Here is a 13666-nt window from a genome sequence, read left to right on the forward strand (position 1 = left end):
ATTTAATATATGCAAGGGTATTGTGATTCTTCGGAGTCGCAATACCCTTTTTTTATTCATTTTCACCAATTAGGGTGTGATTTTCTTCGTTGAATACGGCATTTTTAGAAACTATTGTTTATATTTGGGGCAATGAACATTTATCTTACTCGGAATAGCATAGTTATGAAAAGAGTTTTATTGTTTTTTTCGTTTCTTCTATGTGGCTTTATTTTACAAGCTCAGAAAGTGGGGCTTGTACTGAGTGGCGGTGGAGCAAAAGGCATGACTCATATAGGCATTATCCGGGCTTTGGAAGAGAATAATATCCCCATTGATTATATAACCGGAACCTCTATGGGAGCTATCATCGGTTCTCTGTATGCTATGGGGTATTCCCCGGACGATATGGAGGCGCTGTTGCGCTCTCCCGACTTTAAGCGTTGGTATTCGGGCAAAGTGGAGCCTAAATACGAGTATTATTTTAAGAAGAATCGTCCTTCACCGGAATTTTTTAATATCCGTTTTGCTTTTAGGGACTCGCTGCATATAAAGCCCCAGATACTTCCCACAAGCATGGTCAACCCCATACAGATGAACCTGGTATTTGTGGAATTGTTTGCACGTGCTACGGCTGCATGTGGCGGTAATTTCAACAAACTGTTTGTTCCTTTTCGCTGTATAGCATCCGATGTGTACAATAAAAAGCCATTGGTATTGAGTAAAGGGGATTTGGGAGATGCGGTACGTGCTTCCATGAGCTTTCCATTTGTCTTCAAACCGATAGAAATAGACAGTACGCTTGCTTATGATGGCGGCATTTACAATAATTTCCCTACGGATGTGATGCGGGAGGATTTTCATCCGGATGTCATTATTGGCAGTGTGGTAGCGGCCAATCCCGGTAAGCCGAAGGAGAATGACCTGATGAGCCAATTGGAGAATATGATTATGCAGAAGACCGATTACTCCATTCCGGACTCGTTGGGTATAGTCATGACCTTCAAATATGATGATGTCAACTTGCTGGATTTTGACCGTCTGCAGGAATTGCACGATATAGGTTACAATCGTACCCTTAATATGATGGATTCCATCAAAAGCCGTGTTCATCGTAGGGTGAATGCTGATAATGTGCGTTTGAGGCGTCTTGTCTTCCGGAGTAACCTGCCTCAATTCCGTTTTCGGGATATCATTATTGAAGGGGCGAATGCCCAACAGCAAGCCTACATCAAAAAAGAGTTCCATGATGAAGAGCATGAAGTCTTTACTTATGAAGACTTGAAGCGCGGGTATTTTCGTTTGCTGGCAGATAATATGATTTCGGAAATAGTTCCTCATGCTGTGTATGATTCGGAATCCGATTTGTATGAGCTGCATTTGAAGGTGAAGATGGAGGATAATTTTTCCGTGCGTCTGGGGGGCAGTGTCTCTACCACGAGCTCAAATCAAATCTATTTGGGAATAGGATATCAGAACTTGAATTATTATTCCAAGGAAATCACTTTTGACGGTCAGTTGGGTAAGATTTATAATAATGCCCAGTTGATGGGTAAGATTGATTTGCCTACCCACATATCTACGTCCTTTCGTTTTATTGCTTCAATCAGTACCTTCGATTACTACAAGAAGGACAAGCTGTTTTCCAGGAATGACAAACCTTCATTCAATTCAAAGGACGAACGTTTTGTGAAGTTGATGGTTGCCTTGCCGTTTTTGGCCAATAAGCGTGCGGAGTTCAGTCTGGGATATGGCCAACTGGAAGATAACTACTTTCAATCCAGCGTAATAGATTTCGATAAGGACCGTTCGGACAGAAGTACCTACAAACTTTTGGGAGGTTCCATCGGTTTCTATGGGAGTACCCTGAATACGCGGCAATACGCGACAAAAGGCTATCTGGAGAAACTGATAGCCCAGGTATTTACCGGGAGGGAAAGATTTGAACCGGGGAATCCGCAAGAAGGGTACAGTCCTTCTCCGCAAGAACGGCAATCATGGTTGCAAATTTCTTATATGAAAGAGGCATATCACACAATGGGGCCGAAGTTCACCCTGGGATGGATGGCAGAAGCACTGTATTCGTCGAAAAATTTCTCTGAGAATTATACGGCAACCATGATGCAGGCAGGAGAATTTGCACCGACTCCGCATAGTAAACTGATGTACAATGAAGCTTTTCGTGCCAACCAGTATGTGGCTGCCGGTATCAAACCCATATATGTTTTGAACGACATGTTCCAGTTCCGGACAGAATTTTATGGCTTTACACCGATTTTTCCGATAAAAAAGAATGCATTGAATAAAGCATATTATGGAAAAGCATTCTCCCGCTTTGAGTATATGGGAGAAGTTTCTGTTATTTGTCATTTGCCCTTCGGAGCCATCTCTGCTTATGTAAATCATTATAGCTCACCGAGAAGGGAGTGGAATGTGGGGATGACCATCGGCTGGCAGTTGTTTAATTATCGCTTTGTCGAATAAATTTCTTCAAAAAAAGTTTGTATATCGTTTGCTAATTCGGAAAAAGTACGTATCTTTGCACCCGTTAAACAAAGAGGCCGCGTAGCTCAACTGAATAGAGTAGCTGACTACGGATCAGCCGGTTACAGGTTTGAATCCTGTCGCGGTCACAAGTTTTCATAATTTTTTTAAGGGTCGCGTAGCTCAACTGAATAGAGTAGCTGACTACGGATCAGCCGGTTACAGGTTTGAATCCTGTCGCGGTCACAAGTTTTCATAATTTTTTTAAGGGTCGCGTAGCTCAACTGAATAGAGTAGCTGACTACGGATCAGCCGGTTACAGGTTTGAATCCTGTCGCGATCACAAAGAACCTCCGCAAGAAAACTTGCGGAGGTTCTTTGTTTTTACAGCAATGGCATATAGTTGATGTTCTTCCCTTGTATGGCACTGGCGCGTGTTCTCCATAATGAAACAAACTGTTTCCCTTAACTAAACACTTTGTTTCATTATGGAGAACACTTTGTTTCCCTTGACTGAACACTTTGTTCCATCATATAAAAACAAAGTGTTTTTCTCTGCTGAAACAAAGTGTTCAGTGTTGTGAACTAATAGATTAGCTGAAATAATAGTCTTGTCTTGATTGAGCTAGAGACGTCTTTTTCTCGATTTAACCAGATGTCTTTTTGCTTTATAACGTAATCAGTAGACTGTTTTGGGATTATTGTACTGATAAATATAGTCACATAGGAAAAAAAGAAGGAGTTAATTCCGTGTTTCCACAAAATTAACTCCTTGCATATCTGATATTAATATGTTGTATACTGGAAATTAATATCCTATAGGGGCGGTATAAGGCCTTAGCATTTGATGTTCAATTCATCCAGAATCTTGCGCATGGCTTCGAAAGTAGTGATTCTGGTCGGCACCAATGGCAGGCGGAGCTTGTTCTCAATCATTCCCATTACATTCAGCATGGCTTTTACTCCGGCAGGGTTGCCGTCTACAAACAGAAGCTTGAATAATTCGGCAAATTTGTGGTGAATGGTCAATGCATTGGCATAGTCCCCTTGCAGTGCCAGACGTACCATACGGCTGAACTCACGTGGGAACGCGTTTCCGATGACCGAGATAATGCCGACGGCCCCCAGGGTAATCAGAGGGAAGGTGATGCCGTCATCGCCCGAAATAACGTCGAAATTGGCCGGTTTGTTTTTGATGATGTCGTCCATCTGCGTGATGTCGCCCGAAGCTTCTTTGACGGCTATCACATTCTTGAAATCACGTGCAATGCGCAGGGTTGTTTCTGCCTTCATGTTCACGCCGGTACGACCGGGGACATTATAAAGCACAATCGGCAAATCCGTTGCTTCAGAAATGGCCTTATAATGCTGATATATACCTTCTTGCGATGGCTTGTTGTAATATGGAACGACGGATAGAATGGCATCTACTCCGGTGAAATCGTCATTTTTCAGTGTTTCCACTATGGCCCGGGTGTTGTTTCCACCTACGCCCAGCAGGATAGGAATTCTTCCGTTCACTCGCTCGATGACCATTTTCTTGATTTTCTTTTTCTCTTCTTCAGTCAGAGTCGGAGTTTCTGCCGTGGTGCCGAGCACACATAAAAAGTCGGTATTGTTTTGAAGTTGATAGTCTACCAAACGCATCAACGCATCGTAATCAACGCTTTCATCCTCTTTAAATGGAGTAATCAGCGCTACCCCCATTCCTTTCAATCTTGTCTGTATCATGAGTATTATAAAGTAATCTCTAATTAAATGACTCGCAAAAGTACGAATTTTTTCGATTTACCCTACAAATATAAGCCATAAAAAAGCTTTTTGTGGAAATTTGTTAGGATATCAATGCCAAAAACTCATCTTCGCTCATAATCTTTACTCCCAGTTTCTGCGCTTTCTCCAGTTTGGCAGGTCCCATATTTTCTCCGGCCAGGATAAAGCTGGTTTTGGAGGAGATACTGCCGACGTTTTTTCCACCGTTCTTTTCAATCATCTCTTTGTATTCGTCCCGTGAGTGGTGGGTGAATACGCCGCTGATGACGATGGACTGGCCCGCCAGTTTGTCGGTGTATCCGCTGAGGTCTTCTTCTGTCCGGTGGAGTTGCAGACCGTTCGATTTCAGCCGTTCCACCAGCTCTCTGTTGACAGGATTGGAGAAGTAGGTTATAATGCTCTGCGCTATTTTTTCACCGATTTCATCGATGTTTTTCAGCTTTTCGAGGTCTGCGTTTTCCAGCTCTTCGATGTCCGTAAAGGACTTGGCTATTTTCTTGGCAACCGTTTCTCCCACGAAGCGTATGCCCAGTGCAAAGAGCACTCTTTCGAATGGCACTTCTTTACTTGCCGCAATACCGTTGACTATGTTTTCTGCCGATTTTTCGCCCATCCGTTCCAGGTTCTTGATGTCATCGGTTTTGAGCTGGTATAAATCTGCAGTATCCTTTATCAGCCCCAATCGGTAGAACATATCTACTGTTTCAGGTCCCAGTCCGTCTATATTCATGGCTTTGCGGCTGATGAAATGCTCTATTTTCCCTTTAATCTGCGGAGGACAAGCGGTTTCATTGGGGCAATAGTGGGCTGCTTCTCCTTCAAAACGTATCAGTTTGCTGCCGCATTCGGGACAATGGGTGATGAACTTCACTTTTTCACCGATAAGCATACTGCGGGCATCCTTATCGACACCGGTTATTTTGGGGATGATTTCACCGCCTTTTTCCACATACACCATGTCGCCTATATGCAGGTCCAGCCCCTCGATAATATCTGCATTGTGCAGGGAGGCACGTTTCACAATGGTGCCGGACAGTTGTACGGGGTCCAGATTGGCAACCGGAGTGACTGTGCCGGTACGTCCTACTTGGTAGGTAACCCTATTCAAGCGTGTCAGTGCACGTTCTGCCTGGAATTTGTATGCGATGGCCCACCGGGGGGACTTGGCTGTGAATCCCAAATTCTTTTGTTGTCTCAAGCTGTTGACTTTTAGTACAATACCATCAGTAGCTACCGGAAGGTTCTTACGCTCCGTGTCCCAATAATTGATGTATTCGAAGACTTCCTCCAGGCTGTGGGCTTTTCTGGTGTGCTCTGATGTTTTAAATCCCCAGCTGGCGGCGGCTTGCAGATTCTCGTAATGGCCGTCGCAGGGCAATTCCTCTCCCAATAGATAGTAGAGATAAGCATCCAGCTTTCTGGATGCTACGATGGCGGAATTCTGCAACTTCAAGGTACCGGAAGCAGCGTTGCGCGGATTGGCGAAAAGCGGTTCCTCACGTGCTTCCTTTTCCCGGTTCAGTTCTTCGAAAACCACCCAGGGCATCAGGATTTCCCCTCTGATTTCGAATGATTTAGGATAATTCCCATGGAGGACCAGTGGAATCGTTCGGATTGTCTTTACATTGTCCGTCACGTCATCACCCTTTTCGCCGTCGCCACGGGTGACGGCACGCACCAGTTTGCCATCCTCGTAAGTCAGCGAGATGGAAGTACCGTCATACTTCAGCTCGCAGCAGATTTCAAAATCCTCATTCAACGCTTTCTTTACCCGTTCGTAAAAGTCGGTCACTTCGTTTTCAGAATAGGTGTTTCCCAATGAAAGCATGGGATATTTGTGTGCCACTTGTGTGAAGTTCTTATTCAAATCACTCCCTACACGCATCGTGGGCGAATTATCATCTTGGTATTCAGGATGTTCTTTCTCTAAGTCTTGTAGCTCGTGCATCAGGTCGTCAAACTCCTTGTCGGATATTTCAGGAGCATTCAGCACATAATAATTGTAGTTGTGCTGGTGTAATTCCGCACGGAGCTGGTCTATTTTTTCTTTTACAGTCATAGGGTTTTCGGATTGTTTGAACGCAAAAATACGGGTTTCTCCCCGAATATTTGTACTTTTGCAGCTTGAAATAGCTAAAATAAAGTTATATGCGCATTGACATTATCACAGTTTTGCCGGAGATGATTGAGGGATTCTTTAACTGCTCCATTATGAAACGTGCTCAAAATAAAGGGCTTGCAGAGATACATATCCATAATCTTCGTGATTATACGGAAGATAAGTACCGTCGTGTAGACGATTATCCGTTTGGCGGCTTTGCCGGAATGGTCATGAAGATAGAGCCGATAGAGCGGTGTATCAACGCCTTGAAGGCCGAGCGGGATTACGACGAGGTTATCTTTACGACCCCCGATGGTGAGCAGTTCAATCAGCCGATGGCAAATACTCTTTCCCTTGCCCAGAATCTCATCATTCTCTGCGGGCATTTCAAAGGGATAGATTACCGGATTCGCGAGCATCTCATCACCAAGGAAATCAGTATCGGCGACTATGTGTTGACTGGCGGAGAACTGGCGGCGGCTGTCATGGCAGATGCCATCATCCGTATCATTCCGGGAGTGATTTCTGATGAGCAGTCTGCACTTTCAGATTCTTTTCAGGACAATCTGCTGGCCGCACCGGTCTATACACGTCCCGCTGATTACAATGGATGGAAGGTTCCGGATATTTTACTCTCCGGACATGAGGCCAAGATTAAGGAATGGGAGCTGCAACAGTCGTTGGAAAGGACCCGTAGATTGCGTCCGGATTTGTTGGGAGAGTAAGTTTACTGATGTAAATAAAAAGAAAAAGGACATTCGTCAATGAATGTCCTTTTTTATGAATATATATTGCGAATGGCAATCTCTTGTTATTCTTTATACCTCGAGTGCACCGATAATATCCTTTATAGACTGATAACCGTGTCTGTCAAGATAGTCATTTATTCCTTCTACCACTTTCACTGTAACCGCCGGATCAATGAAGTTTGCCGTACCAATCTGGATGGCAGAGGCACCTGCAAGCATGAATTCCACAGCATCTTTCCAGTTCATGATACCTCCCAAGCCTATGACGGGGATTTTTACCGCTTTGGCTACTTGCCATACCATACGTAAGGCAATGGGTTTCACGGCCGCACCGGACATGCCACCGGTTACAGTGGAGAGTATCGGACGCCTGCGTTCCGCGTCTATAGCCATTCCCAGCAGGGTATTGATGAGGGAAACACTGTCTGCACCGCCATTTTCGGCTGCGCGGGCTATTTCAGTGATGTCGGTAACGTTCGGGGAGAGCTTTACGATAAGTGTCTTTTTGTAAACTGAGCGCACGGCTTTCACCACTTCTTCGGCGCCCTTGGCGGTAACACCGAATGCCATTCCTCCTTGCTTCACGTTGGGGCAAGAGATGTTCAATTCTATGGCAGGAATTTTGTCAAGTTCATTAATGATTGCGGCTGTTTCGGCATAGTCTTCGATGGCAGAACCCGAAACATTCACAATCATGTTGGTCTGAATGTCCTTGATGCGGGGATAGATGTGTTCAACAAAGTAATGAACACCCTTATTTTGCAGTCCCACAGCGTTTAACATACCCGAAGGAGTCTCTGCCATGCGCGGATATGGATTGCCTTCACGTTTGTGAAGAGTGGTTCCCTTTACAATAATACCGCCTATTCGCGATAGTTCGATGAAATCGGCGAATTCTTCACCATATCCGAATGTTCCGGATGCAGTCATCACCGGATTATTCATTTGTAATTCACCAATATTTACACTTAAATCTGCCATAATAGTTTGTTTATATTAAAAACCGGACCTTCTTTACATACGCACAAATGACCTTCCGTGGTATTTTCTACACAGCATAGACAAGCGCCTATGCCACACGCCATCATATTTTCCAAAGATACTTCGCAACTGATGCCTTTACTTTTGGCATACTTTGCTACTGCCATCATCATCGGTTTGGGGCCGCAAGTATATATCTGCTCAAAGCACACCTTATTTAATATGGAGTGTTGTGTTACGTATCCCTTCTCTCCGTGGCTGCCATCTTCGGTGGTGGTATACACCTCGCCATAGGCGGCAAATTGTTCCAATTGAAGCAAATCTTTGTCACTTCTGGCACCCAGCAGGAATGTTGGCTTGCAACCTTTCTTGGCGAGCTGTTCGCCTAAATATAACATAGGAGCTGTACCTACACCTCCACCTACCAATAAGAGCTTGTCTGAGGGCTTTTCAGGCATTGTGAAGCAGTTTCCCAACGGAAGCACTACATTGATTATATCGCCTGCTTTTGCTTCTCCTAATCGCTTGGTTCCGTCGCCTACAAGTTGGATTAAGAACCAGACCTCGTTCCGTTGTCTATCTACATAATTGATGGAGATGGGGCGGCGCAAAAAAGTGGTAGGCGAGCCGTCCACGCGAATCTCTGCAAATTGTCCCGGAAGCATTTCCGGAAGTGGGGATGGAGAAGTCAGCTTCAACAACACGTAGTTGGCATGCAAGCGGAGGTTCTCTGTCACTGTCAGATCTAAAATATACTTTTTCATATCTATAAAGAGGGATGTTTTTCTTTCGGGTGCAAAGATAGTGTAAACCGAGTGCAGAATAAAATGAACCCGTTTCTTTTTTATGCCGGGGCGTTAGTCTATTTCCATTCTCATTCCTTAATTTTCCGGTTTGAAAGTCTCGTAGGTATTGTCATCAAAGAAAATTCTTATTTCTGTGATTTTTCTGGGAGGTCTTTCTTTGTAGATAATCTCTTGTTTTACAATCTCTTTAGGCGATTTTAGGGCTGTCTCTAATGCAATTTCCTTGCGATTTTTAGATTCTTCCGGCCCGTTGGACAGATTTTCCGGATTCTCGGCGAATAAAGGATAGTCGAATCCATCGTTTTCGGGTGAATCCGGATTATTACTCATATTACCTTTTCCGGTAAGCAGCCACTCCAAGTTTATGTCGTTGTATCGTTGATGCAATCGGAGAATGACTTCCGTACTTGGATATTTGTTACGCGGACCCAAGATGTGAGAAATGGTGGCTTGGGCCACGCCGATACTCTCGGCAAAAGCTCCTGCTGTCAGTTTCTCCCGGTCCATAACCATTTTGAACCTGTCTTTTATACTCATGGTTTATGTGTTATTACAATTGTACATGTTATTTATTGGATTACAAAAGTAAAAAAACGACATCACAAAAGCAAATTAAAAATGTGATATTTTAAAGTTTACAGATGAAATGTTATTATTACAATATTCATCATTACAAATGCTATAATACAAATTACGAGTAAAATAGGTGTTTATCGTAAGTTTAATAAAATAATATATTTGTCTAATTATTAGCATATTATATAGTTGTTTTTTGATGGTAAATGCTGTATTACATTTGTTTGTCGCTCATTTTATATAATATATAATTTAATGATTTGATTAATTATCGTATATAATTGATATATACATATTTATCGATTATAATTACATGGGTTAACCCCTACTCTATTATTTTTGTAAACCATCAGTTTGCGATATTAAATATTACTTATTACATTTGTGTTTTCAAATATAATATCACATATGTTATAGTACACCCGTCATATAGATATTTATGTAATGTATTAAATTCACAATAGTCAATTATCCTAGTTGTGTATTACAACTATTGTACTCTTGAAAAGTGTAACAGATTTCATATATGACGATTTAAAGCTGAATTGCTCCATCTCTTCTTTTTACTAAAGGAGAAAAGATGTGACATAAATAAGAAAATAAGATGCTTTATTTATTTTCTAGTCTTCAAGACTTAAATCCTTGCTTTATTTCTGTATAATTGGTCGATTCGTTATAAAAACACGATTCTCAGAGCTTATAAATGAACGTAATTTGCTGTAAATATGATTATTATCTCCTATTTTACTGTCTATGCTAAGGGCCGAAATAGAAAAAAGGGGGATAAATCCCCCTAAAAATGACATAATGATATCAAATCAGTCTGTTTTATGCTTTTCCCTTTTTATGGAAAAGTATGCTGTATGGAAGTTAATGTAGAATCTTAAAGACCAATTCCCGGAGGATATCTCCATCGCTTAGGGAGGAATTTCCTACTCCTTTGGATTTGGCATCTGCATATCGAATTTCTCCGATTATCTGCATGGTCTTTACTCCGCTGTAACGGCGCATGGCACTTAGGTATTCGCGCGACTGCCAGGGAGTCTTTAATCCTATGAAACTGGCAATACCCTGCTCCGTCTTTTCGGGTGCATAATAAGCCAACATCAAGTTGGAGAAGAAGCCGAAAAGTAAAGATAAAGTCATCTGGATAGGGTTTGTTTTCGGATTTTCTTCAAAATATTTTATTATTTTATTGGCCTTTAGTATGTCTTTTTCTACAATGGCACTGCGAAGTTCAAAGTTATTATAATCCTTACTGATTCCGATGTTACGTTCTATCTGTTCGGGGGTGACGCGTGTCTGACCTTTTGGAAGAGTTATAATCAGTTTTTCCAGTTCTCCTGTAAGGCGGCTGAGGTCCGTACCTACGAAATCGGCAAGCATGGAGGTGGCTTTAGGATCCAAGTCTACACCTTTGCGCTTCATGTATGAGGTGATGAATGCCGGTAACTGGGCATCCTTCACCTTCTTGGATTCGAATAGAACTCCCACCTTCTCTATTTCGGCCGCCAGCTTCTTTCTTCTGTCCAGCACCCCATGTTTGTGGCATAGAACAAGAATGGTGGAGTTCAACGGTTTTTGCAGGTAGTATGAAAGCTCCTCCATGTTGCGGATGGCCTGCGCTTCCTTTACGACTACGACCTGGCGTTCGGACATCATCGGATAGCGCTTGGCCGCATTGATGACAGTGGCTATATCGACATCTGCACCATAGACTACGGTCAGGTTGAATTCCTTTTCGGTGTCAGTGAGAACGTTGTCTACAATATAGTCGGAGATGAGGTCTATGTAATACGATTCCTCGCCCATGAGATAGTAGACGGGGCGGTATTGCTTGGCTCTCAACTCTTTTAGAATATCATCACAGGTTGTTTCTTGTTTTGCCATATAATAAAGTAAGTGCTATACGAGGGATGTCCCGTAACGGATTACCAGTCGAACTTCAAGTGTTTTACGGTTTTCTTTTCATCAATAATCATGCGCAAGGATGCGATGCCGATTTCAACATGCTCCTTTACATAATTCTGGGTCACCAGATTGTCGCTTTTATCGGTTTTTACACCTTCCGGAATCATCGGTTGGTCTGAAACCAGCAGAAGAGCTCCCGTGGGAATATGATTGGCAAAACCGCAGCTGAATAGGGTTGCCGTTTCCATATCGACAGCCATGGCACGGGTTTTCTTCAGATATTCTTTGAATTCCTCGTCATGTTCCCAAATGCGGCGGTTGGTGGTGTATACGGTACCGGTCCAGTAGTCACGGGCATAATCGCGGATGGCAGAAGAAACGGCACGTTGCAGCATAAATGCCGGGAGTGACGGGACTTCAGGTGGGAAGTAGTCGTTGGAGGTACCCTCGCCACGGATGGCGGCAATGGGAAGGATGAGGTCCCCTATTCTATTTTTCTTGTCTATACCGCCGCACTTACCCAGAAACAGACATGCCTTGGGCTTGATAGCACTCAGCAAGTCCATGATAATGGCGGCATTAGGACTTCCCATACCAAAATTAATGATGGTCATTCCTTCTGCACTGGCAGATATCATGTTGGCATCTTTACCGAGAATGGGAACATTGAACTTTTCTGCGAAAATCTCTACGTACTTGTTGAAGTTGGTCAACAGAATGTACTCTCCAAAATCCTCCAGGTTACGCTTTGTGTAACGGGGCAGCCAATTGGCTACGATTTCTTCTTTTGTTTTCATAAGATTTCATTAAATTTGTGTTCCCAAAAGACGGGAACCATTATTTAACTTACAAATGTAGTAAATGTTATCGTTAAACCTACCAGCATTCGATGCTAAAATTGCCGCAAGGAACGGAAAAAATGTTATTTTCGATGTAATCCGTCGTCGTTATGTCGCCTTGACCCCTGAAGAATGGGTGCGGCAGCACTTCGTCCACTTTCTTCTTGCTCACAAGGGGTATCCGCAGGCGCTTATGGCAAATGAGGTGCAGGTACAGCTGAACGGTACAAAGAAACGCTGTGATACAGTGCTCTATCGACGCGACCTTACCGCCCGGATGATTGTGGAATACAAGGCGCCTGAAATAGAAATCACCCAAAAGGTTTTCGACCAGATTACCCGCTACAACATGGTGCTGAAAGTGGATTATCTGATTGTCAGCAACGGGCTTCAGCATTATTGTTGCCGCATAGATTACGAGCACAACAGCTATACTTTTCTGCAGGATATACCCGAGTATCAAAACTTATAGGAGGAGCTACCAATAGCCCCCTTGCCTCTCTCATCTCATCGCATCATATACCATGCGTGATATGCGGGCGATGATGTTCGCATTGTCCTCATCCGTCTCGTATGAGTCCATGACGAAGGCGGCAATGTAGTATTTCCGGCCGTCGGGAAGGATAACGAGGCCGGCATCATTATCTGCAGTTTTCATACCGTCGGCATTGCGGTCGGAAGAGCCGGTCTTGTGTCCTACTACGGTTTTGGCTGGCAACATACCTTTCAGTTTGTTGGCACCGGTTTCAGTATCTATCATGGTCTGCCACAAGAAGTCTTTCAGCTCCTTGTTGGAGAACAACTCTTTTTCATCAGCCGTTCTCAGTAGTCGGACCATAGCGGAAGGAGTACTCCAGTTGCGGTATACAGCCTCGAAGCTGGAGTGCATGCCGTCTTCTGTTTCCGAGAGGTTGAAGGAGTCGATACTCAACCGGTGGATATAGTCATTGATATGTTTGATGCCTCCTGCATATTCTATCAAGATGTCGCAGGCATTGTTGTCGCTTTGGGAAATGCTGTATTGCATCAGTTCCCTAAGCGTAATCGTGAAATCCTGGTCGGGAAACTTCTTCCGCAGGGGGCTGTAGGTATTGGGCGGCATTTGGGATGCCTTTATGGAAACAATGCTGTCCAGACTGATGCTTTGCTTATCCATCTTGTCCAGTACGGCCAGTGCCACATGGAATTTGAATACACTGAGCAAGGGGAAGTGTACATGGTCGTTATACCGGAGCATGTCTCCTTTGTCTGTCCATACGGCTATACCAACGGTGGCTTTCTTGCCATTGAGCAGACTGTCAATCCGGTTTTCAAGTTCAGACATTTGCTGCGCCCGGACGACGGTAGCTATACAAGTGAATAAGGTAAGTATGGCGATGAAATATGCTTTCATAACTTCAATTTCTTTAAGAGGCAATTCGCACGCAAAGATACAACTTTTAGCAGCAAGTTGCTAAAATGAGTTAT

The 13666-nt window shown here is 43.5% G+C and carries 11 protein-coding genes and 3 tRNA genes; 6 read left to right on the forward strand and 8 right to left on the reverse strand.

Translation table 11 applies throughout. The features are described 5' to 3' along the window. Window positions 1–165: 165 nt before the first annotated feature. The 4 genes from DWX62_RS10860 (at window position 166) to DWX62_RS10875 (ending at window position 2806) form a co-directional block, all read left to right on the forward strand. A complete protein-coding gene (locus DWX62_RS10860) occupies window positions 166–2463 on the forward strand; it encodes a patatin-like phospholipase family protein (RefSeq protein ID WP_008664510.1) in 2298 nt (765 codons plus the stop codon). A gap of 75 nt (window positions 2464–2538) precedes the next feature. Further along, window positions 2539–2612: transfer RNA gene (locus tag DWX62_RS10865), tRNA-Arg, on the forward strand. Between the two features lie 23 nt (window positions 2613–2635). After that, window positions 2636–2709 (forward strand) — tRNA-Arg (locus DWX62_RS10870). A gap of 23 nt (window positions 2710–2732) precedes the next feature. Further along, a tRNA-Arg gene (locus DWX62_RS10875) sits at window positions 2733–2806 on the forward strand. Window positions 2807–3300: 494 nt separating this feature from the next. Here the strand turns inward: DWX62_RS10875 and dapA are convergent. Further along, the gene (dapA, locus tag DWX62_RS10880; protein WP_005827769.1) at window positions 3301–4194 is read right to left on the reverse strand and encodes a 4-hydroxy-tetrahydrodipicolinate synthase; all 894 of its coding nucleotides are present in this window, start codon (window positions 4192–4194) and stop codon (window positions 3301–3303) included. 103 nt (window positions 4195–4297) lie between these two features. Beyond that, a complete protein-coding gene (gene ligA / locus DWX62_RS10885) occupies window positions 4298–6295 on the reverse strand; it encodes an NAD-dependent DNA ligase LigA (RefSeq protein WP_117887236.1) in 1998 nt (665 codons plus the stop codon). A gap of 89 nt (window positions 6296–6384) precedes the next feature. Here ligA and trmD point away from each other — a divergent pair, with 89 nt between their 5' ends. Continuing rightward, entirely contained in the window at window positions 6385–7062 is a 678-nt protein-coding gene (gene trmD / locus DWX62_RS10890; protein ID WP_005827773.1) for a tRNA (guanosine(37)-N1)-methyltransferase TrmD, read from the forward strand. 93 nt (window positions 7063–7155) lie between these two features. Here trmD and DWX62_RS10895 read toward each other — a convergent pair whose 3' ends face one another. The 5 genes from DWX62_RS10895 to DWX62_RS10915 all read right to left on the reverse strand — a co-directional run bounded on the left by DWX62_RS10895 (window position 7156) and on the right by DWX62_RS10915 (window position 12157). After that, a complete protein-coding gene (locus DWX62_RS10895) occupies window positions 7156–8067 on the reverse strand; it encodes a dihydroorotate dehydrogenase (RefSeq protein ID WP_009038379.1) in 912 nt (303 codons plus the stop codon). Next, window positions 8055–8831, reverse strand: a complete 777-nt coding sequence (locus DWX62_RS10900) for a dihydroorotate dehydrogenase electron transfer subunit (protein WP_005827777.1) — start codon at window positions 8829–8831, stop codon at window positions 8055–8057. The genes DWX62_RS10895 and DWX62_RS10900 overlap by 13 nt, the downstream gene beginning before the upstream one ends. Window positions 8832–8948: 117 nt before the next feature. Beyond that, window positions 8949–9410, reverse strand: a complete 462-nt coding sequence (locus DWX62_RS10905) for a helix-turn-helix transcriptional regulator (RefSeq protein WP_005827779.1) — start codon at window positions 9408–9410, stop codon at window positions 8949–8951. A 909-nt stretch (window positions 9411–10319) separates the two neighbouring features. Next, window positions 10320–11339 (reverse strand): DNA polymerase III subunit delta, encoded by a 1020-nt coding sequence (gene holA / locus DWX62_RS10910; protein ID WP_005837183.1) that lies wholly within the window; start codon window positions 11337–11339, stop codon window positions 10320–10322. Window positions 11340–11380: 41 nt separating this feature from the next. After that, a complete protein-coding gene (locus DWX62_RS10915) occupies window positions 11381–12157 on the reverse strand; it encodes an AMP nucleosidase (RefSeq protein ID WP_005827785.1) in 777 nt (258 codons plus the stop codon). Between the two features lie 64 nt (window positions 12158–12221). Here DWX62_RS10915 and DWX62_RS10920 point away from each other — a divergent pair, with 64 nt between their 5' ends. Continuing rightward, entirely contained in the window at window positions 12222–12671 is a 450-nt protein-coding gene (locus DWX62_RS10920; RefSeq protein WP_005827787.1) for a type I restriction enzyme HsdR N-terminal domain-containing protein, read from the forward strand. Window positions 12672–12701: 30 nt separating this feature from the next. Here the strand turns inward: DWX62_RS10920 and DWX62_RS10925 are convergent, their stop codons facing one another. Beyond that, window positions 12702–13592: a CblA family class A beta-lactamase gene (locus DWX62_RS10925; protein ID WP_005827792.1), complete on the reverse strand. Its 891-nt coding sequence runs from the start codon at window positions 13590–13592 to the stop codon at window positions 12702–12704. Between the last annotated feature and the right edge of the window lie 74 nt (window positions 13593–13666).

Source organism: Bacteroides sp. AF20-13LB (assembly GCF_003603065.1).
Lineage (GTDB): Bacteria > Bacteroidota > Bacteroidia > Bacteroidales > Bacteroidaceae > Bacteroides > Bacteroides uniformis.